19 protein-coding genes are annotated in these 24448 nt (G+C 53.7%); 1 reads left to right on the top strand and 18 read right to left on the bottom strand.

The annotated features are described in order from the left end of the window. Window positions 1-16: 16 nt before the first annotated feature. From BN2591_RS12675 to cmoM, 7 genes are all read right to left on the bottom strand, one after another. Window positions 17-664, bottom strand: coding sequence for an MBL fold metallo-hydrolase (locus BN2591_RS12675; RefSeq protein WP_086871924.1), 648 nt, complete (start codon window positions 662-664; stop codon window positions 17-19). 26 nt (window positions 665-690) lie between these two features. Continuing rightward, window positions 691-1239 carry a peptidoglycan L,D-endopeptidase MepK gene (gene mepK / locus BN2591_RS12670; protein WP_020457248.1) on the bottom strand — a complete coding sequence of 183 codons (549 nt, stop codon included), beginning with the start codon at window positions 1237-1239 and terminating at the stop codon, window positions 691-693. Window positions 1240-1427: 188 nt separating this feature from the next. Next, complete coding sequence (ldtD, locus tag BN2591_RS12665; RefSeq protein ID WP_086871922.1) at window positions 1428-3230, bottom strand: L,D-transpeptidase; 1803 nt, start codon at window positions 3228-3230, stop codon at window positions 1428-1430. Between the two features lie 184 nt (window positions 3231-3414). After that, a complete protein-coding gene (mukB, locus tag BN2591_RS12660) occupies window positions 3415-7863 on the bottom strand; it encodes a chromosome partition protein MukB (RefSeq protein ID WP_086871920.1) in 4449 nt (1482 codons plus the stop codon). Next, window positions 7863-8567: a chromosome partition protein MukE gene (gene mukE, locus BN2591_RS12655; RefSeq protein WP_045506691.1), complete on the bottom strand. Its 705-nt coding sequence runs from the start codon at window positions 8565-8567 to the stop codon at window positions 7863-7865. Before mukE ends, mukB begins: the two co-directional genes overlap by 1 nt. Next, window positions 8548-9870, bottom strand: coding sequence for a chromosome partition protein MukF (gene mukF / locus BN2591_RS12650; RefSeq protein ID WP_086871919.1), 1323 nt, complete (start codon window positions 9868-9870; stop codon window positions 8548-8550). Before mukF ends, mukE begins: the two co-directional genes overlap by 20 nt. Further along, the gene (gene cmoM, locus BN2591_RS12645) at window positions 9863-10657 is read right to left on the bottom strand and encodes a tRNA uridine 5-oxyacetic acid(34) methyltransferase CmoM (protein ID WP_086871917.1); all 795 of its coding nucleotides are present in this window, start codon (window positions 10655-10657) and stop codon (window positions 9863-9865) included. The genes mukF and cmoM overlap by 8 nt, the downstream gene beginning before the upstream one ends. Before the next feature lie 118 nt (window positions 10658-10775). Here cmoM and elyC point away from each other — a divergent pair, with 118 nt between their 5' ends. Further along, window positions 10776-11555, top strand: a complete 780-nt coding sequence (gene elyC, locus BN2591_RS12640; protein ID WP_086872148.1) for an envelope biogenesis factor ElyC — start codon at window positions 10776-10778, stop codon at window positions 11553-11555. On the opposite strand, the gene BN2591_RS12635 is transcribed toward elyC, so the two are convergent. The 11 genes from BN2591_RS12635 to aroA all read right to left on the bottom strand — a co-directional run bounded on the left by BN2591_RS12635 (window position 11532) and on the right by aroA (window position 24442). Continuing rightward, window positions 11532-12425 (bottom strand): YcbJ family phosphotransferase, encoded by an 894-nt coding sequence (locus BN2591_RS12635; protein WP_086871916.1) that lies wholly within the window; start codon window positions 12423-12425, stop codon window positions 11532-11534. The two genes, elyC and BN2591_RS12635, sit on opposite strands and share 24 nt — an antisense overlap. Window positions 12426-12561: 136 nt before the next feature. Then, complete coding sequence (gene kdsB, locus BN2591_RS12630; protein WP_086871914.1) at window positions 12562-13308, bottom strand: 3-deoxy-manno-octulosonate cytidylyltransferase; 747 nt, start codon at window positions 13306-13308, stop codon at window positions 12562-12564. Then, complete coding sequence (ycaR, locus tag BN2591_RS12625) at window positions 13305-13487, bottom strand: protein YcaR (protein WP_020457241.1); 183 nt, start codon at window positions 13485-13487, stop codon at window positions 13305-13307. Before ycaR ends, kdsB begins: the two co-directional genes overlap by 4 nt. A 53-nt stretch (window positions 13488-13540) precedes the next feature. Beyond that, window positions 13541-14770 (bottom strand): winged helix-turn-helix domain-containing protein, encoded by a 1230-nt coding sequence (locus BN2591_RS12620; RefSeq protein ID WP_086871913.1) that lies wholly within the window; start codon window positions 14768-14770, stop codon window positions 13541-13543. A gap of 44 nt (window positions 14771-14814) precedes the next feature. Beyond that, window positions 14815-15792 carry a tetraacyldisaccharide 4'-kinase gene (gene lpxK / locus BN2591_RS12615; protein ID WP_086871911.1) on the bottom strand — a complete coding sequence of 326 codons (978 nt, stop codon included), beginning with the start codon at window positions 15790-15792 and terminating at the stop codon, window positions 14815-14817. Further along, entirely contained in the window at window positions 15789-17537 is a 1749-nt protein-coding gene (gene msbA, locus BN2591_RS12610) for a lipid A ABC transporter ATP-binding protein/permease MsbA (RefSeq protein WP_086871909.1), read from the bottom strand. The genes lpxK and msbA overlap by 4 nt, the downstream gene beginning before the upstream one ends. Before the next feature lie 36 nt (window positions 17538-17573). After that, the gene (locus BN2591_RS12605; RefSeq protein WP_086871907.1) at window positions 17574-19838 is read right to left on the bottom strand and encodes a ComEC family protein; all 2265 of its coding nucleotides are present in this window, start codon (window positions 19836-19838) and stop codon (window positions 17574-17576) included. Between the two features lie 216 nt (window positions 19839-20054). After that, window positions 20055-20339: an integration host factor subunit beta gene (ihfB, locus tag BN2591_RS12600; RefSeq protein WP_007374142.1), complete on the bottom strand. Its 285-nt coding sequence runs from the start codon at window positions 20337-20339 to the stop codon at window positions 20055-20057. A gap of 183 nt (window positions 20340-20522) precedes the next feature. Beyond that, window positions 20523-22196 carry a 30S ribosomal protein S1 gene (gene rpsA / locus BN2591_RS12595; RefSeq protein WP_017456188.1) on the bottom strand — a complete coding sequence of 558 codons (1674 nt, stop codon included), beginning with the start codon at window positions 22194-22196 and terminating at the stop codon, window positions 20523-20525. A gap of 113 nt (window positions 22197-22309) precedes the next feature. Further along, window positions 22310-22993, bottom strand: a complete 684-nt coding sequence (gene cmk, locus BN2591_RS12590) for a (d)CMP kinase (RefSeq protein ID WP_017456187.1) — start codon at window positions 22991-22993, stop codon at window positions 22310-22312. Between the two features lie 165 nt (window positions 22994-23158). Then, a complete protein-coding gene (aroA, locus tag BN2591_RS12585; protein ID WP_086871906.1) occupies window positions 23159-24442 on the bottom strand; it encodes a 3-phosphoshikimate 1-carboxyvinyltransferase in 1284 nt (427 codons plus the stop codon). Between the last annotated feature and the right edge of the window lie 6 nt (window positions 24443-24448).

The raw sequence follows: 24448 nt of genomic DNA, 5'->3' as shown, positions 1-24448 counted from the left end.
AGCGACCCTTTTTTATTTACCAGACCGGTAATTCATCTTGCAGGAACGGATTGTGCAACCTCTCATATCCCAGCGTAGACATTGGGCCATGTCCGGGAAGGAAAGTAACATCATCGCCTAATGGCAATAATTTGCGCTTGATGGAATCAATCAATTGCCCATGGTTGCCTTTCGGGAAATCACTGCGCCCCACGCCGCCTTTAAAAATCACATCGCCGGAAATCAGCAAACGGGATTGCGCGTCAAAGAACACAATGTGCCCCGGCGTATGACCAGGACAGTGCAATACCTGCAGCGTTATTTTACCCACCGTGACGCTGTCGCCTTCATTTAACCAACGATCGGGCGTCAGCGGCTGGCACTCCTCCAGGCCAAACATCCGGCTTTGTGCAGGCAGGCCTTGCAGCCAGAACTCATCTTCTTTTTCCGGGCCAATAATCGGCACACCATAATGCTGCGCCAGTTCGGCTGCCGCGCCAACATGATCAAGGTGACCATGCGTAAGCAGGATTTGCGCGAGTGTCACGCCAGAAGCATCCACTTCCTGAATAATCCGTTCGGCGTCACCACCGGGATCGACCACGGCGGCAAGTTGGGTTTGTTCACACCAGATAAGCGAACAATTCTGGGAGAACGCGGTAACCGGAATAATACGATAGTTCATACTGCTCCTGTAGCTCAGCCTGAATTTTACCAGTGCCTTACCGGCCCGGTATCAATATGCACAAAGTTGCTGCTGGGGTAGTATCCTACACCACCCGCGCGCAGAGATAACGCAGCTTTGCGAATATTACTCAGCGAAATCCCTTCAATATGGAAATCCATGGCCTGACCTTTGGTGTGATAGCTCTGTTTTGCCACACCGCGGCTGTGCGCGCGTAGTTCATTGTTGGTATCAACAGAACGGTAGCCGGAGATCAGCTGCACAGGCTTGCGTGTTCCCAGCAGCCCCTGCAAACGGAAAAGGTGGTCAAACAAGCGAGGGTCGATGGTTTTAATTTTATTCGCGCGGTAATCACGGAAAAAATGATTAAGTTTTGCTAATTCATCCTGAATATAGCCCCTGCCATCGAAGAACTCAGCTTTAATAGATTCACCGGTATTAAGATTATTCAACGTCAAAATACGCGGTCGTGGCGTGGAAAGGGTGGCAAAAGCCGGAGTTGGTAAGATGGCAGCACCGAGTGCAACCCCACCCAACGCCAGCAATTTGCGGCGATTAGCGTCAAATTTATCCATGATAATAAATTCTACAGATAAGCAATGTTGAACAAAATTTATGCACTCTTATAGCGCACGAGAGGCACCTTACCGGGCTACAAACGCCACGTCAAGGCTGCCTCATCCCAGTAAATACGGGCTCTGTAACCTCCAGAGCCCATTTTCTACCAGTTATTACGACAACACGCTGACTGAAACTGCTTCATTTATCTGATTAATTGTTCAGCTTTCGATAAGATTTGTGCACCCGATCGCGCCGTCAGATCATAATTGTAAATATCTGTACGATACTGGGTCCGCCCGTCAGCACCAACAAAGGCGGTCAGGTAATAGAGATTGACCGGGATATCATGACGAATATTGACATAACGCGTATCTCCCTGTTTTAGCGCATCGGAAATCCGCGTATCGTTCCATCCCGCATCCTGCAACAGCATATTAGCGAGCTCAGAGGCTTTGTTGACGCGCACGCAGCCCGAGCTTAACGCCCGCGCCTCTTTCTGGAACAGATTATGGTTCGGCGTGTCATGCAGATAGATAGCGTCTGAACTCGGCATATTGAACTTATAACGTCCCAGCGAATTCTGCGCACCTGGCGCCTGCTGGAAGCGGAACGGCAAGTTCGCAGGCGTTATGGTCGCCCAGTCAACCATGTACGGGTCAATCGCTTCCTTGCTGTTCCATCCCCGCAATACGGTGTAACCGTGGCGTTCAAGGTAAGTCGGATCGTTCCACACCTTCGGTAGAATATCCTTACGCGCCAGGGTTGGCGGCACGTTCCACGGCGGGTTAACCACCACGTTATTCAGCGCGCTGCTCATCATCGGCGTTTTGCGATCCGGGCGGCCCACAATCACCCGTGACGCCAGCACCTGGTTACCGTTGAGGTAATAAACCAGTGAATACTCAGGAATGTTGACCATGATGCCAGTCGAAAGCGTACCCGGCAGCAAACGCAGGCGCTGGATATTTAGTGCCAACAATCCGGCGCGCTGCGACTGACTTACGTTCAGCCAGTCGCGCGTGCCCTGGCCAATCACGCCATCCGCATGCAACCCTTGCCATGACTGGAAACGCTTGACGGCTTCCACCAACTGGCGGTCATATGCCGCGCGCGTCTGCGGCGCTTTTTTCACGTGCTGAGCTGAGGGGCTGACAGCGACGTTATCACCTGGTAAGGCGATATTGGGTCCGCCATCCAGCATGCCAGTGCGCTGCAGGATCTCACGCAGAGCCGGAATGTCATTGCTCCACTGCCCCGGACGCAACGTTACCGTGCTGGTGATTTGCGGCCACGGACGCGAATCCCCCACCAGCGCCAATAGTGACTGGTGCATAGCAGCATATTGCGGATGATGCGGCGCAAGATGATCGATAAAACCAGGCAGAGATCCCTTGTCCAGCGCCAGTTGCCACTGGTTAATGACCGAAATAGCAGGCGTCGCAAGCGCATAAGGTTTGTCGCTATAGAGCCAGCGCTGCCCTTTTGACTGAATACCCGAAACAAAGTGTAAATAGCCGAGCATCGCGTCCGACAGCACGACATCGCGCGCCATGCCGGAAACCGCCGGATCGGTCAGTAATTCAACCCAGGTAGTAAATTGTGGCTGAAACCCTGCAATCGCCACTTCAGCCAGTTGCTGCTGAAACGCCTGTACCGCTTCGCGGTTATCCCACATCGGTTTCTGCCCGCGCGCGGCATACAACGCAGCGAGCTGATCCATGTAGACCGGCGTCCAGCCAGCAGGTAATTGCGACTGAAGTTGTGCACGCACATCGGCAACGGAAACGCCGGACGGGAAAGATTTAACGCCGATCAACATCGCCGTCGCAGGCGACTGTTCCTGCGGCTGCGACAGCACAGTTGGCTGCTCACCTGGCGTCGCCGAGCTATCCACCGGCACGATTTCAGGCTCATCGGCCTGCACACTAAACAGTGGAGCGAATGCGAATGCCAGGCATAAACTCAGCGCCGACATTCGACGACCATACGACTTCTTAAGCAACATCCCTTGCCCCCTGTTTCTCTTACATTGCTCGTGACGAATTCGTCACCTTTCTCTCAGTATATAAAGACAAAAAAGCATTTGCCTTACCTAATGTAAAGAAGTTTAAAGATTAAACGCGGGCTGGCAATAGCTTTCCGCAAACAAAAAGGGCGACATTACTGTCGCCCTTTCGCATGATTCTTTGTTACGACGCATCTGCCGTGCCGGGAAGCGTTTCCGGCAGCTGCGCGGCAAAACCACGCAGACCGACAACATGCACATGCTCATGATTTTGCACGACTTTACGAACCAGCTTGTAGGTGGTGCCTTTTTCCGGGCTGATATTTTCCGGTGCCGCGATAATAAGCTGCATTTCCAGACGTTCGCACAGCTCAAACAGTGTAGCGATAGAGCGGGCGTCCAAACGTGCGGCTTCATCAAGGAACAGCAAGCGGCACGGAGAGATATCTTTGCCGCGCAGTCGACGCGCTTCATCTTCCCAACTTTGTACCACCATCACCAGAATCGACATCCCGGTACCAATCGCTTCACCGGTCGACAGCGCACCGGATTCCGCGCGCAGCCAGCCATCGGAGCCACGGTTAACTTCCACTTCCATCTCGAGATAGTTACGGTAGTCCAGCAACTCTTCACCGATGGTTTGCGGCGTACGCTGCCCCATATCGATTTGCGGGTTCAGACGCTGATAAAGTTTTGCCAGCGCCTCCGAGAAAGTCAGGCGGCTACTGTTAAACAGATCCTGATGCTGCTCGTGCTGTTCAGAAAGCACCGTCAACAATGTGGCATGGGTTTCCCGCACATTCACATTCAGACGCACGCTGTTCACCTGGCCGAAGGAGACACTTTGCAGCCCCTGGTTCAGCATACGGATACGGTTCTGCTCGCGCTGAATGGTTTTGCGAATAATATTCGCCACGCTACGCGAGCTGATCGCCAGCTTCTGTTCACGGGACGTCAACTCTTCTGTCAGGCGGCTAAGCTCGATTTCCATCTGTTCGATGGCTTCAACCGGATCGTCGGTACGAATAATATCCTGGCGGATACGCTCACGGAGATGCTGGTATACCGCGACAAAGAACTGGATCTTACGCTCAGGGCGTTTCGGATCTTCGGAAAGACGCAGCACATCGCGCAAATGTTCGTTATCGGCAACCGCCGGACGCAGCGCACCGAGCGCCTTATCCGACATCGAGCGTAATTCATCGGCAGAAAGGTAGGCCAGCTCACGGCGGTGCAGACGGCGTTCAACACCGCTGTCTTTCACCATGCGCATCACCGCGCACCACCCTGCTTTCGCGGTAACCACCTGTTCACGCATTTCATGGTAGTCACGTTCCAGGCGGCGCAATTTACGCGTCAGGTTATCCATCTCCGCTTCGCAGAAGGTGATGGCTTTTTCCAGCTGGTTACGGCGTGCGCGGTTGCCGGAGAGCTGCGCATGCAGCTCGTCACGACGGATACGCGCCCGTTCTTCTGCGCCGCTGTCAGCGCGAACGCCAATATCCTGCAACTCTTTTTGCAGATCGTTGAGCAACTCTTTTTTGGTATCGAACGAACTCTTCAGTGAAGCCAGTACCTGGTTGTACTGGCTGTATTGCGCGGCATGGCTGCGCATCGCTTCACGCGCTTTGGTGCGTTCCGCTTCTGCCTGTTCCAGGCGCTGGCGCAGTTTTTCGTTGAGATCGTTATTCCCGTTAAACATTTCAGCGGCATCAGAGTAGCTGAAGTGCGCACGGCGCTGTACCACTTCCGCCAGGGCGAAAGCTTGCTGACGGGCATCACGCTGTACCTGCTGCGAGGTAGCGTAATCTGCCTTCAACTGTTCAAACTGCTCCGGATCGCTTTGCAGTACGGAAACAACCGGCTCGAGTTTCGCCAGTTGGTTGCCAAACTGCTGGATAAACCGCGCCGCTTCCTGCGCTTCGTCCAGGCGTTCCTGAATTTCATCCACGCGATCGGCAAGGGTTTCGTCAGCCAGCAGATTAATGCGCGGCAGCAAGCGGTTAAGCTGGGCAACGCCCTCTTTCGCCTGTTCGAACTGCACACGGTTTTGCTGGTTGTCATTTTCATGGTTGCTGATTGCGCGTTCCAGCTCGCCACGACGGCTGCTGAGCGCGCGGATTTCCGCTTCCGGATCATCCTCAAATGCTACCGCCAGGTGGCTACCAATAAAGCGGCTGAATGCCTGATGCAGGCGCTGCGTTTTCTGCACATCAAAAGAGAGCGTGGCAAAACGCTCCGCCAGCGCTTCACGCTCTGCATGCAGGCTTTCAATACGGCTTTCGCGTGCCGCGCGGCCAAACAGCGGCAGCGTCGGGAAGCGTGAATAACGCCACTGGCGATCGGCGATTTTCACCACCACCGCTTTTTCCAGCTCATCCACGCTAAACACGCTGTCATCGAAGGATTGCGGGTCCCCTTCGATCAGATAGAGATCTTCCGGGCAATCTTCCAGCCCTTCGAGCATATCGGCGACCAGCGACAGATCCGGCACCACAATCGCATGACGCGAAGGCCCGTATAGCGCGGAGTAATACGGCGCATCGTCAATGCTGACATCGTCATAGATTTCCGACAGCAGTACGCCGCCAAAGCGCTCTGCCAGCGCATTGAGACGACCATCTTCGGCACCGCCCGGCTGGCTTAAACGTTCGATTTCATCATCGACAGCGCGTTTTCGTGCGCCCACTTCATCGCGCTCAACGATGGCTTCACGCTCACGTTCCAGCAGTTGCTGCAGATACTCGGTAACCTCCTGCCCGGACTCAAACTGCTCACCGCTTTGCTCGCACAGTTGCGTCAGGTTACTTTGCGCCGCCAGCCACACCGGCGCGCGCTTGGTCAGCGACTGAATACGCGATTGTAATTGTTCCAGTTCCTGACGCAGCGCCATGCGCTGCTCACCGGCAGCAGAAACGTTGTCAGAGAGTGCGGCGATTTGCGCTTCCAGTTCCTGATGCAGCGCTTCAAGCTCTTGCGCATCATACTGCTTGCCCTGGCGTTTGCAGAACTCTGCCAGCAAACGCTCGGCATCCTGCTGCTCACGCAGACGCTGTTCCAGCTCATTCAGGCGCATACGCAGCGGCTGCACTTGCTCAGCCAGATGGCGCTGGTTAACGCCATCACGCAGCAGCTCGCGCGCCACATCCCAGGCTTCGTTACGCGCCAGCGGGCCGTTAATCGCCGCCACCAGCTGGTAAGCCTGCTCGAACTGACTGTGCGCGGTTTGCGCCACACTTAATTTCTGATCCAGCGACAGCAGTTTTTCCGTCGCTTCCTGCTCTTTCGCCTGGAAGGTTTCCAGCCATTCGTCGGCGCTTTCCGGCGTCAAATCCGGCAGGTTGCATAGCTCTCTTGCACGCTGCAGAGCCTGCAACGCCTGGTTGTACTGAATGGCGCGAGTTTGCTGGACATCCAGCGCTTGCTGGTAATCGGCAAGCTGGCTTTTCAGTTCATCCACTTCAAGCTCGGCGGCTTCGGCGCGGGCCTCGTTCTCTTCCTGACGCTCAGCGGCTTCGGCAACAACTTCATGCTGCTCTTCAAGGCGAACTTGCAGTTCGTCGAGATCCGCTTCGTAGCGCTCGATTTTTTCCTGCTGACGCAGCGCGGTTTGCACCAGATTCAGGTGATCGCTGGCGGCCTGATAGTCAGCTTCCAGATCCCCTTCCGCACCGCTATGCTCGGAGAGTTCGCGCGCCATATCGACATGCTTATACTGCTCTGCCGCCAGTTGCTGGCGCGAGGTAAAGAGATCGCGACGATATTCAAGCGCTTTGTCCAGATGCACCCGCCGTTCGTTAGCGTGGCGCATATAGTCTGCCGCCACGTAGTTAGTCGCCTCGCTGATCAAATGCTTGAACAGATCACGATCCGACTGAGTCACGCGAATGGCTTCCAGCGTCATGCGGTTTTCACGCAGTGCCGCTTCCATATCCTGGAACGCTTTGCGCACCCCGCTGTTTTCCGGCAGTAAATAATCACGCAGCGAACGCGTAATGGCGCTGGAGATCCCGCCATACAGCGAGGCTTCAATCAGGCGATAGAACTTGCTGCGATCGGAAGCCGAGCGCAAACGACGCGCGACAATACCCAGATCAAACATCAGCGCGTGATAATCGGTGATGGAGTTGAACTGCTTGAACTGCACCCCTTCCATCGTATCCAGCTTGTCTTTCACTTCCTGCAGAGAAAGCACGCGCGCCTGACGCTCATTCAGCGTTTCCGTCAACAGCTGCGTCGGCAGCATCGAGGTCGGCAAGCCCTGAATAGCAAACGGTTTGATATCCACTTTACGATCGCGACCCGCGACCTGTTGCAAACGCACCCCCACCAGCACGCGCTGATGACGGGAGTTGATCACATCCAGCACTGAGTAACAAACCCCGGCTTTCAGTTTACCGTGCAGGCCTTTATCACGAGAACCTGAGGTCGCGCCCGCTTCGGTGGTGTTACGGAAGTGCAGCAGCGTCAAATCCGGAATCAATGCCGTAACAAAAGCGGCCATCGTGGTCGATTTGCCGGCACCGTTGCCCCCGGAGAGCGTTGTCACCAGCTCATCCAGATCAAATGTTCGGGCAAAAAAGCCGTTCCAGTTAATCAGCGTCAGCGAACGAAATTTACCGCGATCAATCATTACTCTTCCTCCGAGCTATCCGGCTGATTATCTTCAGGCTCATCATTGAGCTGCAGATGGTTTTCGACAGGCATCGCTTCACCGTCGCGGATCATGCGCAGTTGCGCTTCACGCGCATCATCGCCCGAGCGCACATCAGCGCCAAAGCGGAACACGGACTCAGTGATACGGAACTTGCTGCTGTCGTTACCCATAAACCAGATCATGCCGAGACGGCGCAGACGGTTCAGCGAAGAACGCACCTTTTCCTGCAGTTTTTGTCGGTCAAGATCGGAACCGGTAGAACGGTTATTTACCAGCTTCAGCAGCTTCGCTTCATCCGCCAGCGATAACAACTCGTCGTACAGCTCTTGTTGGGTGAAGATCCCTTCATTTGCCAGACGCTCCGGGCTGAGGTAGAGATAGCAAAGAATTTTACCTACCATCATATCCAGCTCCGAAAGCACCGAGCGCGGGATAAGCGTGGTGGAACGCGGACGCAGATAGAAAAAGCCTTCCGGTGCGCGGATAAGCTCAACGTTATAGCGCGCGTAAAACTCTTCCAGATACTCCTGGAAATCCATTAAAAAAGCGTGATTGTCCAGCTCGTCGAGGCCGATGTGTCGCCCTGAGCGCAATGCGCTGTCCAGTGCCGGAAACAGAGAGTTAGCCAACGCCTGTGCCAGTTTAACCGGCATCACTTGTTCAATATTTGTCGATGACATGCGCCTGTACCTTGGCTCCGTAATCATTAATCGGCTGCCACTTCGGCGGCAGTCCGGTGAAATCTGCTTGCGCTACGCCAAGACGTACCGCCTGATCAACCACGATGCGCGCGATATCGAAATGACGAACGCGCGGATATTGCGCCAGATATTCGCGCGCCACCAGGCCGAGATCCAGCGGCACGCCTTTGGTCTTATAAATTGCCAGTTGCTGCTCAATAAGCGCCGCCAGTTGCTCGCGGATTTCGTTAAACTCTTCATACTCCAGATCCGGCGGCAACTCACCCGTGACTTCTTCATCACGCAGCGCCATCTCTTCATCGCGCATGTCCAGCAGCCTGTCGGCGCTGGCGTAGGTTAACGCCCACGGCGCATCGAAGTAGGATTGTACCGACTGACGCAAACGCTGGGCAAAGACGCGGTTCTTATCCATATCAATAGCGGTACGGATGAATTTGTGTACGTGGCGATCGTAACCAATCCACAGATCGATCGCCTGCTGGCCCCAGCTCACAATACGATCCAGCTTACTTTGCAGGTTGAAGACCAGTTGATCGAGGAACTCAAGATCATCGCGCCCAAGGGTCGCGTCCTGAATGCTCAACAGATTGGTCTGCAACTTATCCCCGGCGGCATCAAGCGTATCCTGCAGTTCACGTAACGTACCGGAGGTTTCAGACAGCAACAATTCACAACTGGAGATGGCCGCGCGCCAGTCTTTATTCAGTAGCTGTGCAATATCATCTTTGACCTGTTGCTGCTGTTCATCCATCAGGCGCTGCGTCAGATCGATGCTGTCAAAAATCTCCGCGACCGAGTATTTCAGCGGTGCGTAAACATTGCGATGCCAGTGGAATTCGTCTCCGCCCTCCTGTGCTGCGTCTGCGGCGCGTTTTAACTCGCTGGCCACAATGGAAAGCTGCATAGAAAGACGCAGCGTGGAGAACTCACGCTGGCGAATGTAATAGTCAGTAATGCCAATGCCCAGCGGCGTCAGGCGGTAGATGGCATTGCCCTCCACCAGCTCACTGGTAAAGCGATTTAACAAACGCTGGCGAACCAGGTCGTTAATAGCGTTATTGGCACGCTGGATAATGGTTTCACTGGTTTGCTCAAACGCATCACTCACATGACGAAAGGCATCGACCAGTTCACCTTCGTTCATTTCCCCATCCAGACGCTCGCCATTGAGCGTGGCGATGGCCAGCAAGAAAGAGAGCCTGTCGACCGGCAGCGAGATGGAGAAATCATTTTTCCTGGCCCAGGCAACCAGTTCGGGGACTGTCTGGGAAAATTCACTCATCGTTTGTCCTTTCATCGATTTGCGGCTTAAGCGCGGTCACGTGGATATAGCGGCCAAAGCTAATATAGGGCTCCTGGCGGCAATAGCGTGTTTCCAGTTCGAGTAGCGCGTCAAAGCAGTCATGCTGCTGGTGTTTTTCGCGCAGATAATCGTGAAACACGCGCACCCCCGTTTTGCCCGTTACCTGCCAGCCAATCTGTTCGAGCCAGCCGTAAACATCCGCTGGAGCACGCGGAAAATCCGGGGAAAGGGTACGTTTTTTGCGCTTCGGCATACCGACTTTCACATAGTCAAAATTTCCTGCCACCATATTGTGCATCAGCAAACCGTCGGCATTGTAAAACATTAATGACAACGCGCCGCCAGGGCGTAGCACCGACCACAATATTTGCAACACCGGAACCGGTTCTGCGACCCACTCCAGCACAGCATGGAACAATATCAGATCAACCGGCGATTCCAAATGCTGAGCAACGTCCTGAACGGCGCATTGTATAAAATGCATGTTACCGCTCACACCTTTCTCTTCTGCCACCACCTGGGCACGCGCGATCATCGTTTTCGACACATCACAGAGCGTGACGTGATGCCCCAACTGCGCCATGCGAATCGCCGTCTGGCCTTCCCCGCCGCCAGCATCCAGCACACGCAACGGCTGGTCACCCATCCTAGCCAGCAGCGCATCAAGATCCTGCCACAGGATCGCCTGACGCAACTGACCTTTCGTCGTGCCGTAGATGTTGCGCGAGAACTTCTCGGCAATATCGTCGAAATTGCGATCCTTCATGGGGGCTCCACGCTCCTGGCAAAACCGCTATTTTGTCACAGCCGTGCCGATAATGAACCCATCTGGTGTAAGATCGACGCAAAAGGCCTGCTATATGGTCAAAAAGGAGACGGATACGGTGCTTTTTACCCTTAAAAAATACATCGGCGGCCTGATGCTGCCTCTGCCTTTTTTACTTTTGCTGATCGGGCTGGGCATTGCGCTGATCTGGTTTAGCCGCTGGCAGAAAACCGGCAAAGTTCTTATCAGCGTCGGATGGCTGGTTTTATTGCTGTTGAGCATGCAGCCCGTAGCCGATCGCTTTTTACAACCGATCGAAGAGACCTACCCGACCTGGCGCAACACGCAGCCGGTAAAATACATCGTGATTCTCGGCGGCGGCTACACCTGGAACGACGCGTGGGCACCGAGTTCTAACCTGATTAATAACAGTCTGCCGCGTCTGACGGAGGGCATTCGTCTGTGGCAGGCCAACCCCGGTTCAAAAATTATCTTTACCGGTGCGGCGGCGCAAACCAATCCGGTCAGCACGGCGGAAGCTGGCGCGCGCGTCGCTGAAAGCCTGGGCGTGCCGCGCAGCGCCATCATGACGCTGGATCAACCGAAAGACACCGAGCGGGAAGCGCTTGCGGTAAAACAGGCGATTGGTGATGCGCCTTTCCTGCTGGTGACATCGGCGTCTCATCTGCCACGCGCCATGATTTTCTTCCAGCATGCTGGCCTGCATCCATTGCCAGCACCGGCAAACCAGCTGGCAATTACCTCTCCGCTTAATCCGTGGGAACGCATTATCCCCTCCCCGGTGTGGCTGATGCACAGCGACCGGGTGGGTTATGAAACGTTAGGGCGTATCTGGCAGTGGTTGAAAGGCAGTTCAGACCAGCCAGGGGAGCAGTGATTTCGAGGCAAGATCGAAGTTAGCGCGGTTAAACCGTCCGGTATTCACCAACTGCGCCACTTCATCCCATAACAGATAGAGCCAGCGCCGCCACAGAAAGGATTCCGCAACCGGCGCGCGCTGAAGATAATGCCAGAGCAATCCTTCTGCCTGCGCACCGTCCACCAGCCGGAACAGTTCATACTCACGCGGCGCCCAGAGCATAATGCCAGGCCCAACCATTGCCAGTAACTGGTCGCTGCGGGCATCCTTCAACATACTGCGCAAGTTAAAACTGCCATGCACCAGCACGCAGTTATCGTTAAAACCATCAAACAACGCGGGTAGACACTCGCGAGTACGAAACAGCATGCGCTTATCCTGCATCGTCAACCCGGTGTTGTGATACTGGTTGAGCGTGGTCCACAGCACTTCCACGCGCTGGCGATACCAGGAAGGCCAGATGTTTTCCTGGGTACTGTCAACGGTGCCAACACAACCGTGGCTATCCTGGCGGTGCCAGAAAAGTAATGCCTCAACGATTTGATCTTTGAGTTGCTCCCAGCGCTCAGGCGTGCGTGCTGGGGCTTCAACCGGTACGCCGCGTAAACGTTCGATGAGCAGCACATCCGGCCCTGGATGCTCTTCGTGCGTCATGACACCATAAACAACCGGCATGCGGACAGCCCCACCACGCGCCAGCATTGATATCTTCCAGGCTAACTGGCGCGCAATGCCAGGCGTTGAAAAACTTCGTGCCAGCAGCGGCATCGGATTTCCCTGGCTGTCATACAGCGACCAGAGTGCGGAATCCGGCTTTTCGCTGACGCACTCCATGCGACTCAGTTTTTCACCCAACAGATGACTCAGTTCAGCGCGCAGTTGTTCCATAGCAGATTGCCCTCACAAAGATGACTGCTTTTATAATGAGCGCCGATAGCACAGATGTCATCCAGATGAGATCAAAACAGCATGAGAATTTCGCCGGCAAGCGACAAATCCCCTCCGAATGGAGGGGATGGAAGGATTAACGCAGCTCCTGACGGACGCGCGCCAGATCTTCAGGGGTATCCACACCGGTACCCGGCACCACACTGGCGACGGCAACGTGGATTTTCTCGCCGTACCAGAGCACGCGCAGTTGCTCCAGCATCTCTATCTGCTCAAGTGGGCTGGTTTGCCAGCTGACATAACGGCGGATAAAACCGGCGCGATAGCCATAAATGCCGATATGACGCAGGAAAGTATCGCCAATCATCTCGCGAGATTGTGCGAAACGGTCGCGATCCCAGGGGATCGTGGCGCGGGAGAAATAGAGCGCGTAACCTTCGGCATCCATCACCACTTTCACTGCGTTCGGATTGAATGCCTCTTCCGCGCTATGAATGGGAACCGCCAGCGTTGCCATCCCAACATCACGCGCGGCAAGGTTTTCTGCCACCTGGCGAATAATCGCCGGGGGGATCATGGGCTCGTCACCCTGCACATTGACGATGACGGTATCGTCACTGAAACCGCATTTTTCCACGACTTCTGCAAGGCGTTCCGTTCCGGACTGATGATCGGCGCGGGTCATACAGACTTCACCACCAACCGCCTGCACCGCATGCATCACCTCTTCGTTGTCCGTCGCCACGATAATACGCTCAGCGCCGGATTCACGAGCGCGCTCCAGCACATGCACTACCATGGGCTTACCGTTAATATCGACTAAAGGTTTGCCGGGCAAGCGAGTGGAAGCATAACGCGCGGGAATGATAACAACGAAACTCATGGCCGGCTCTCTTCCGCAGTTAATGAACGCGCTTCAGTTTCCAGTAATACCGGAATACCGTCCCGCACCGGATAGGCGAGGCTGTCGATTTTGCAGATTAGTTCTTGTTTATCCTGGGTGTAATTCAGTTTGCCGTTACACACCGGGCAGGCAATAATTTCAAGTAAACGGTGATCCATCTTTCCTCCTGATACACCGATAATTAACGGTTTAAGCTTATCATATTCATTTCTTACGCCGCGTCTATTTCCAGCCCGGCACGGCATGCGGCAAATAACCCCGCAGGCAGCTGCGTGAATGAGACCCGCAACGCTCCCTGCCAGCGGGCAAACTCGGTAATAGCACCTAACAGCCCCTTTTCCAGCGAATGTCCGGGCTTAACGCCATCTTCCAGATAGAGCGCAATAATCTCCAGCATGCCCTCTTTACGGTGCATTTTTGCATCCATACGTCCCACCAGACGCCCACGATGCAACAATGGCAACACAAAATAGCCAAATTGCCGTTTAGGGGCCGGGGTATAGCACTCCAGACGGTAGCTAAAATCGAACAGTTGTTCGGCTCGTTTACGATCCCATACCACCGGATCAAATGGTGAAAGCACCGCGCTGTGAGTAGCAACAAGTTTGCCAGCCTGCGCCTGTTCAAGTAGCGGCATCAGAGAAGAATGTATCCAGGCCGGCCCGAGCTGTTCGACATTCACCGGAAAGATGGTTCCTGCCTCCTGCATTTTTTCCAGCACGAGCGGCAGGTTCACCTGGCGCAGACGATAGTAATCCGCCAGCCACTGCGCGCGAAACAGCCCTAAACTGCGGGCGCTGTTTTCCAGCATCTGATACTCCGCAGCATCCTGTGACAGCAGGTCGCGCGTATCATCCCAGTGCGGCACAACCCGCTGCGTTAAATCATAAACACGCTGGAAATTGCGACGTTCCACCACCATCACTTTTCCGGCCGTAAATAGCCCTTCCAGATGCCGCTTATGCGGTTTCCATTCCCACCAGCCGCTGGTACCTTTACGTGGATGTTCAAAATCAGCCGAACGCACCGGACCATTTTGCTCAATATGCGCAATGAGCTGCTCGATTTCCTCCGCATGTTCCTGCATCCACGCTTCGCGATACTTCCAGCCCATTTTATCTGGCGCCAGCATGCGATGGCGCACCAGCGCAAAATCCTCGCGCGGCAGAAAGCAGGCTTCATGGGCCCAATACTCCATCAAATCACCGTTGCGTAGCGCATCATCAAGCCAGTGCTGAGGGTAGTGCCCAAGGCGGCTAAAAAGCACCAGATAAGGGCTGCGGGCAACAATATTAATGGTGTCAATTTGCAGCAGCGACATGCGCTGAATAGTGGAGAGAATATCGCCCGGTTTTGCCCGACGGGAAGGTTTACGTAATAGCCCCTGGGCTGCGAGGTGCAGATGACGAGCAGCAGTCAGAGAGAGTTGCGGCACGGACATGAGAGTTCCTGTTAAGTAACAGGGCGCGGCCGATACGACAACCGTCAGCGCGCCAGAGTGAACAATTCCTGCAGTAATTCTTGCGCCTGCTCGCCCTCAAGCTGCGCGTCTACAGGCAAATACCACCAGTTATCCTCAGCAAATAACCGACACTTTACCGCGTCTTTTTCGGTCATCACCAGTGTTTGCCCTGGTTTCACCAGTGGCTTAACATCATGCAGCGTTAACGCCTGATGATCGGCAAGCGCCACCGTCTGTTGCAGCGTCGCACCGCACTCGGTGAGAGTAGCAAAGAAACGCGGCGGATGACCGATTCCTGCCATCGCAACAATATTGGTCAATGTGTGAACTTCACGGCGTTCGCCGGTAAGCAGATTAACCGCCAGCCCAGGCCGCAAGCGCATCGGGATCTCTCCCGCTCTGGCTACACCGCCGTTGGTAATGATGGCATCCACACTTTTTAAGCGCGATGCCCGCTCGCGCATCGGCCCTGCGGGCAACCACCAGCCATTACCAAAACGCCTTACGCCATCAACAACGACAATTTCCTTATCCCGCGACAGCTTATAATGCTGCAAACCATCATCCGTAATGATCAGTTGTACCGGGTATAGCGCAAGAATTGCACTGACGGCGTCACTTCTGACGGGAGAAACCGCAACCGGCGCGCCAGTACGTTGATAAATCAGAACCGGTTCATCCCCCGCCTGGGCCGTAGAGGTTTCAGATGTCAGCACAAGCGGATAACGCTCCGCTTTACCGCCGTAACCACGCGACACCACACCAACACGGATGCCACGCTGCTGTAGTTGCTCCACCAACCAGATAACAACTGGCGTCTTACCGTTGCCTCCTGCCGTCAGATTGCCGACGACCACAACAGGAACAGGCGCACGCCAGGATTTTTTTAAACCAATGCGGTAGGCGAAACGAATAGCACCGCTCACCAGGCCGTAGAGCCAGGAGAGCGGTAGCAACAGTAACCACAGGGGGGATTCACCGGACCAGATGCGTGCAATCATTCGCCAAACTGCATTTTGTGAAGTTGAGCATAGACACCACGTTGCTCCAGCAAATCCGCGTGGGTGCCACGTTCAACGATACGTCCATCTTCCACCACCACAATTTCATCGGCCTGTTCGATGGTCGACAAACGGTGAGCAATAACCAGTGAGGTACGGTTCTTTTGCAGCTCATTCAGTGCGGCCTGAATGGCACGTTCAGATTCAGTATCCAGCGCCGAGGTCGCCTCATCAAGAATGAGGATCGGACTGTCGCGCAGCAGCGCACGGGCAATCGCAATGCGCTGGCGCTGACCGCCTGAAAGCAGCACACCATTTTCCCCTATTATTGTATCCAGCCCCTCATCCATCTTATTGATAAAGTCGTAGGCATAGGCCATTTTCGCTGCTTGCTCAATCTCTTCGCGGCTGTACTCTTCGGTACGCGCATAAGCAATGTTATTGGCAACCGTATCATTAAACAGATGTACGTTTTGCGACACCAGCGCAACCTGGTCACGCAACGAAGTGAGCTTATATTCGCGTAAGTCGTGGCCATCCATCAGGATTTGCCCTTCGTCGACATCATAAAAACGCGTGATCAGGCTTGCCAGCGTCGACTTACCCGAACCGGAACGCCCCACCAGGGCGACGGTTTTGCCCGCCGGAATCGTCAGGTTGATGTTGCGCAATGCTGGCGTTTCACGCCCCGGATAGGTGAAAGTCACGTTGCGAAACTCAATATCGCCGCGCGCACGTTCAATCACACGCGTGCCTTCGTCTTTTTCTTGCTCGCTATCCAGAATCGCAAATAGTGTCTGGCAAGCCGCCATCCCACGCTGGAACTGAGCATTGACGTTGGTCAGGGATTTCAAAGGACGCATGAGCGCGATCATGGAAGAGAAGACCACGGTAATCGTACCGGCCGTCAGGGTATCCATTACGCTTGGGAAACTGGCGGCATACAGTACAAAGGCCAGCGCCAGCGATGCGATAAGCTGAATAACCGGATCAGAAATTGACGATGCCGAGACCATTTTCATGCCCTGCAGGCGCATCTTGTTACTGACTTTATCAAAACGGCTGGTTTCGACTTCCTGGCCGCCAAACATCAGCACTTCTTTATGCCCTTTCAGCATCTGCTCCGCACTGGTGGTCACCTGGCCCATCGTGTTTTGCATATTTTTACTGATATTCCGGAAGCGTTTGGAAACCACGCGAATCGCTATCGAAACGATCGGTGCCAGCACAATCAGGATCAAAGAGAGCTGCCAGCTGTACCAGAACATCATGATAAACAGGCCAATGATCGAAGCCCCTTCACGCACGACGGTAATTAACGCGCCGGAGGAAGAAGAAGCGACCTGTTCAGAATCATAGGTAATACGCGAAAGTAAAGTACCGGTGGATTGCTTATCAAAGAATGAGACTGGCATGCCCATCATATGGCTGAACAGGCGACGACGCATGGTCATCACCACTTTTCCGGAAACCCAGGAAATGCAGTAACTGGAGACGTAGCTGGTGATACCACGCAGGATCATCAACCCAATAACCACCAGCGGCATCCACAGCAGCACAGAGCGGTCGGTTTTACCAAAACCATCATCCAGTAATGGTTTGAGCAGCGATAGCATAAAGGTATCGCTGGCTGCGTTGAGGATTAACGCTATCCCCGACACGATCAGACCCGCTTTGAAAGGCGCAATAGTTGGCCATAATCGGCGGAATGTCTGCCACGTGGAGAGATCTTTGTCGTTATGCATTCAAAAAACCAGCACTTGTTGAAATAGCCGCATATTCTACCCGTTATCACTGGGGACGCCAAACCACTGATGATACCAACGCGGTAAAAGTTGATCTCGTAAGCTATGGATTTCCCAGCCCTGTGGCGAAAACGATACCGTTATCTGCCCTTGATGCGGCGTGTCGTACCAGCGATATCCCTGCTCACGGTAGCGATCAATCACCTTTGTCGAGGGGAACCGCCACGCGTTGTAACGCGACGCCGAGGCCAACGCAGCCTCGCCGCCAATTCGCTGCACAAAGGGCAGCGACGATGAACTATTGCTTCCATGGTGAGGCACCTGCACTAGTGTAGACTGCAAATGCGTCCAATAGTGGCTCAGCATCGCCATCTCCCCCGCCGCTTCAATATCCCCTGTGAGCAGGAAGCTGTATTGGCCGTCATCGACTCTGACTACGCAAGAACGGTTGTTACCTTTCGTCCCGGCACCGCTTAGCGGCCAATGAACGGTAAAGGTTAGCCCCTGCCACTGCCATTGCTGGCCACGAAAGCATGGTTGATGAGCAGCCCAGCCCAGTGGGCTACGAACCCATAATTGGGGCCAGGCATTCATCAGTGAGTCCAGTCCACCACGATGATCCAAATGTTCATGACTCAGAATAATGCCTTCAGGCTGTAACGCATGCCAACGCAACCATGGAATAATTAACTGCCGCCCACTATCACCGCCGGGCCACGCAACACCTGTATCATAAAGAATTGCTTTACCATTACGTTCAATTACCATTGCCAGGCCCTGCCCAACGTCCAGCATATGCACCGCCCACTCCCCTTGCCGTTCTGTGCGCCAGAACGGCAGAGTAAGCAATGTCAGGCATGCCAGACACAGCGCCGGGATGCTCCGCCATAAATGCAAACGCCAAACAATCAGCGCCAGCCACGGTAAACAGGCCAGCCACTGCCAGCGCATATCCACATTAAGCCAACCGGCGGGTAGCCAATGCAGAAAAGCAAACAGGAAATCCAGTGTCTTATCTGCAAGGTACCAGCAAGCCAATTCCCCCGTTACAGGGCCAACCAGGTGCAGCAACATTCCCAGTAAAATGAGCGGTACGGTAATAAAAGTCACCAACGGGATGGCCAGCAAATTTGCCGCTAACGAGCTCAGGCTTATACCGTGGAAAATTGACAACTGCATAGGGAACAGTAGTAGCGTCATCCCTACTTGTAGATGAAGCAAATTAATACTGCCCTGGACCAGCCGGGTATGTTGTTTTGTAGAAGCGGGTAACCATTGATACCAAAACAGCAGCGCGACTACTGCGAAAGCGGACAGCCACAGGCTGGTTGATAGCACGGCAAGGGGATCGGCGAATAAGATAGCGGCAATGCAACAAAGCCATACCTGCCAGGGCGACCACAATCGCCCGGATAGCCGTAACGCGGCCCAGACGCTAAGAGAAATAGCGGTACGCAATGCAGGAGGTTGTAGTCCGGTCAGCCAGGCGTAACTTACTGCAAACCCTACGCCAATAAGCAATGGTAAACGCCAGCCAATCCAGCCGCCGGGAAAGAAAAATTGCATGCCACGAACAATCAGCCAGCCCAACATTGCCGCCAGAGCAATATGTAGCCCTGATATCGCCATTAAATGCGCCGTACCGGTTTGCCGCATTATCTCTTTGACACTGGCATCCAACGTTGCGCGTTCGCCCATGCCTAACGCCAGTATCACCTGCCGCCAGGAATATTTAGTCAGAGTTTCGGTTAATGATTGAAGGTAGCGCGCACGCCATGTGCACTGGGGTTCGGTCAGACGGGCATCAATAAAACGGCCACTCAGCGGCAGATGAGAAGCCATTGCATAACGTTGAGAATCGAAACCGCCATCATTCAATTGCCCATGGACAGCACGTGCTCTCATCGTCATTGTCCATCGCTGACCGGTACAAACTGGTTCAGGCAAATACTGACCATAGAAGCTTATTCCTGGTGACGGAAACAGGCGCTTGCCATCCAGACGGGTAATTTTACCCCAATGCCGGGTCATATGATCCGTATCGGTAATTACCACTTCAACCTGGTGATTCGCTCCAGGTAGTTGCTCTGCAGGCCAGACAGCCTGCATTGCTGCCAGCACTCCCCATGCAAAGGCAAGTAACGTGACAGCGCAATAACGAAACAGACGAGGCCGAAAACACGCGATCAGGCATCCGATGGCAATTACAAACCATACACATCCTGGCGTGGGTAGTGAAGGCAACCACTCTAATGGCAAAATGCCAATTATCAGGCACATAGCTAATGCCGGTAACGTCATGCATACCTCCTTGTCGCGTGGAGAGTATGCCCACTGTCGCCAGTACTTTCTGGCTGAGATTACCGTTTTGCGGTGCAGGCTGGTTGCTTTCGACACACTTACAAAGCATCTGCAAAATTGTGCGAAGCAGCTTCAGAAATAAAGAAGTCCGAGAAACAAAAAAAGCACCCACAGGTGCTTTTTTTGTCGAAGTAAATTTCAGCGTATAGCTAAAAATTACTCATAAATATTGGCGCGGTCGCGTAATTCTTTACCCGGTTTAAAGTGCGGAACGTATTTTCCTTCCAGATCCACTTTATCGCCTGTTTTCGGGTTACGCCCGGTGCGAGGTGCACGATAGTGCAGGGAAAAACTGCCGAAACCGCGGATCTCAATGCGCTCGCCCTGGGCAAGAGTAGAGGCCATATGCTCCAGCATCTCTTTTACAGCATCTTCCACAGCTTTAGCCGGAATATGCGACTGCTGGCTTGCAAGTCTTTCAATCAATTCTGACTTGGTCATGATTCCTCCGGTTTCCTTCAACGCAAAATTAGCTTTACTAGCTTTAACAAGGGCGGCCGTAGCCGCCCTTTGTCATTGATTACAGGACGAATCCTGTGATCTGTCAAGTAACTCATCATCGTTCACGCTGCTGCCATGTGACTTACGTCCTGGTACAGCGTAAATAATTCAGAGCACTTGATATTACTCGCCTTTCGCTGCTTTGAAAGCTTCAGCCATAGCGTTAGAGAAGTTGCCTTCTTCCTGTTTGTTGTTAACAGAAGCGATTGCATCTTTCTCGTCAGCTTCGTCTTTCGCACGAACAGACAGGCTAACTACGCGGTTTTTACGATCAACACCGGTGAATTTAGCTTCAACATCGTCGCCAACATTCAGAACCAGAGTTGCGTCTTCAACGCGGTCACGGGAAGCTTCAGAAGCGCGCAGGTAACCTTCAACGCCGTCAGCCAGTTCTACGGTTGCGCCTTTAGCGTCAACTGCAGTGACTTTACCGTTTACGATTGCGCCTTTCTTGTTCAGTGCAACGTAGTTGTTGAACGGATCTTCTGCGAGCTGTTTAACGCCCAGAGAGATACGCTCACGCTCTGCGTCAACCTGCAGAACAACAGCTGCGATTTCGTCGCCTTTTTTGTATTCACGAACTGCTTCTTCGCCTGCAACGTTCCAGGAGATGTCAGACAGGTGAACCAGGCCATCGATACCGCCGTCCAGGCCGATGAAGATACCAAAGTCAGTGATAGACTTGATTTTACCTTCAACGCGGTCGCCCTTGTTGTGGGTTTCTGCGAACTGCTGCCACGGGTTGGATTTGCACTGTTTCAGGCCCAGGGAGATACGACGACGTTCTTCGTCGATATCCAGAACCATAACTTCCACTACGTCGCCAACGTTAACAACTTTGGACGGGTGGATGTTTTTGTTGGTCCAATCCATTTCGGAAACGTGAACCAGGCCTTCAACGCCTTCTTCGATTTCAACGAAGCAACCGTAGTCGGTCAGGTTGGTCACGCGACCAGTCAGCTTGGTGCCTTCCGGGTAACGTTTAGCGATAGCTACCCACGGATCTTCGCCCAGCTGTTTCAGGCCCAGGGAAACACGAGTACGTTCGCGGTCGAATTTCAGCACTTTAACAGTGATTTCATCGCCAACGTTTACGATTTCGCTCGGATGCTTAACGCGTTTCCATGCCATATCGGTGATGTGCAGCAGGCCGTCAACGCCACCCAGATCAACGAATGCACCGTAGTCAGTGAGGTTCTTAACGATACCTTTAACTTCCATGCCTTCCTGCAGGTTTTCCAGCAGTTGATCGCGCTCTGCGCTGTTTTCGGATTCGATAACCGCACGACGTGAAACAACAACGTTGTTACGTTTCTGGTCCAGCTTGATTACTTTGAATTCAAGCTCTTTGCCTTCCAGGTGCAGCGTGTCGCGGACCGGACGAACGTCTACCAGGGAACCTGGCAGGAACGCGCGAATACCGTTCAGCTCAACAGTGAAGCCGCCCTTGACTTTGCCGTTGATAACACCGGTAACAGTTTCAGCATCTTCGTAAGCTTTTTCCAGCGTGATCCAAGCTTCATGACGTTTAGCTTTTTCACGGGACAGCAGGGTTTCACCGAAGCCGTCTTCTACTGCATCCAGAGCAACGTCAACTTCGTCACCAACCTGGATTTCCAGCTCGCCCTGGGCGTTTTTGAACTGCTCTGCCGGAATGGCGGACTCAGATTTCAGACCGGCGTCAACCAGAACTACGTCTTTGTCGATAGCAACAACAACACCACGAACGATAGAACCCGGGCGGGTTTCGATTTCTTTCAGGGACTCTTCAAAGAGTTGAGCAAAAGATTCAGTCATATTGATAATCTTCAGGATTCTTCAATTTAACGTCCACCTGGCTTCATGCCGGATGGGGTTGTTTCACATGCCTGCTCACACTCCATTGCAGCAGGTACTACGAATTCGGTCGCTTACGCGAGAGCCAATTTTTGGCGAGCATATTGTAGCGCTTTCTCAATCACTTGCTCAATACTTAAACTGGTTGAATCCAGTACTAAAGCATCGGCAGCGGGAACCAGCGGTGCAACAGGGCGGTTTCGATCGCGATCGTCACGTTCCTTTATCTCGGCCAAAAGGCGTTCAAAGTTAACACTAAAGCCCTTCTCCTGCAACTGTAGCATGCGTCGATGCGCACGCTCTTCAGAAGAGGCGTCAAGAAAAATTTTTACCGGCGCATCCGGAAAAACCACCGTCCCCATATCACGCCCGTCGGCGATAAGACCCGGCGCGTCACGGAATGCGCGCTGACGGCGTAATAACGCTTCACGCACTCGCGGAAAAGCCGCAATCTGCGAGGCCGCATTCGCCACGTCTTGCGTACGGATTTCGCTGCTGACATCTTCACCTTCCAGAATGACTTCCAGATGGCCATTTGTTGACACAAAACGCACATCCAGGTGTGCTGCCAGCGGAACCAAAACATCTTCGGAAGAAACATCGACATGGTGATGCAGCGCGGCCAGCGCCAGAACACGATAAATTGCGCCTGAGTCCAACAGATGCCATTGCAACGCTTCCGCCATTGCCTTGCAAAGCGTGCCTTTACCCGCGCCGCTTGGCCCATCAATGGTGATTACCGGGGCAATTGCCGTCATCTTTCTCTCCTTAATCAAGGCATACCGTTACATAACCGCGCGCATTATACGCGCCAATGGTCACAACCGTTACTGTTGCGTGCGAATAACCGAAGAGGATGCAGCTGAGTGTAGAATAATTGCGCGGGAAGCGGGCTGATTTACACCAGCCCGCAAGAAGATGAGTTATGCCAGCGTACTAATACGGGCTAATTGCTCGAAATAATCCGGGAAGGTCTTCGCTGTACATTTCGGATCAAGAATGGTGACCGGCGTATCAGACAGCGCTACCAGCGAGAAACACATCGCCATACGGTGATCGTTATAAGTCCCTATTTCCGCAAGCTGCAGTTTGGCAGGCGGTGTCACGCGAATATAGTCTTCGCCCTCTTCCACTTCGGCCCCGACTTTACGCAGCTCTGTCGCCATCGCGAACAAACGATCGGTCTCTTTCACGCGCCAGTTATAAATGTTGCGCAGAGTGGTCGTGCCTTTGGCAAACAGCGCTGTCGTCGCGATAGTCATTGCCGCATCGGGAATGTGGTTCATATCCATATCGATGGCGTTCAACTCGCCACGCGTGCAGGCAATATAATCATCGCCCCAGACAACGGTTGCGCCCATTTTTTCCAGCACATCGGCAAAACGAATATCGCCCTGCACGCTGTTACGGCCGATACCTGTGACTTTCACCGTACCGCCTTTGATGGCGCCGGCCGCGAGGAAATAAGAAGCTGAAGACGCATCGCCTTCGACCAGATAATGGCCCGGTGACTGGTATTGCTGCGCACCACGCACAACAAAGCGTTGATATTGCTGGTTTTCAACCTCAACACCGAAGGTCTTCATCAGATGCAGCGTGATATCAATATACGGTTTGGATACCAGGTCACCTTTGATGGTGATAACCGTGTCGTTGGGTGCCAACGGGGCGGCCATTAGCAATGCGGTTAAAAACTGGCTGGAAACGCTGCCGTCGACGCTGACTTCACCGCCAGTAAAGCCACCGCGCAGATGCAGCGGCGGATAATTTTCCTGTTCGAGGTAGTCAATCTTTGCCCCGCCCTGACGAAGCGCATCGACCAGATGGCCAATCGGACGCTCTTTCATACGCGGCTCGCCAGTCAGCACAATATCGTTTTCGCCAAGGCACAGCGCAGCAGCCAACGGACGCATGGCGGTTCCTGCATTACCCAGAAACAGCTCCAGTTTTTCGGCTGAATGCAGCGGACCGTCCCCCCCTGTCACTTCACAACGGGTACGATCGGCAGACAACGTGTAATGAACCCCCAGCGCGCTGAGGGCATTGAGCATGTGGCGCACATCATCACTGTCCAGCAGGTTAGTCAGAACAGTCGTGCCACGAGCGAATGCAGCCAGCAACAAGGCGCGGTTGGAGACACTTTTTGAACCAGGCAGATTGATGGTGCCATCTACTCGCGCGATGGGTTGTAACGTCAGGGATTCCATGAAACT

This window comes from Kosakonia pseudosacchari (assembly GCF_900184035.1).
Classification (GTDB): domain Bacteria; phylum Pseudomonadota; class Gammaproteobacteria; order Enterobacterales; family Enterobacteriaceae; genus Kosakonia; species Kosakonia pseudosacchari.
The sequence above is the reverse complement of the archived record's forward strand: the minus strand, read 5'-3'. Positions and strand labels throughout refer to the sequence as shown.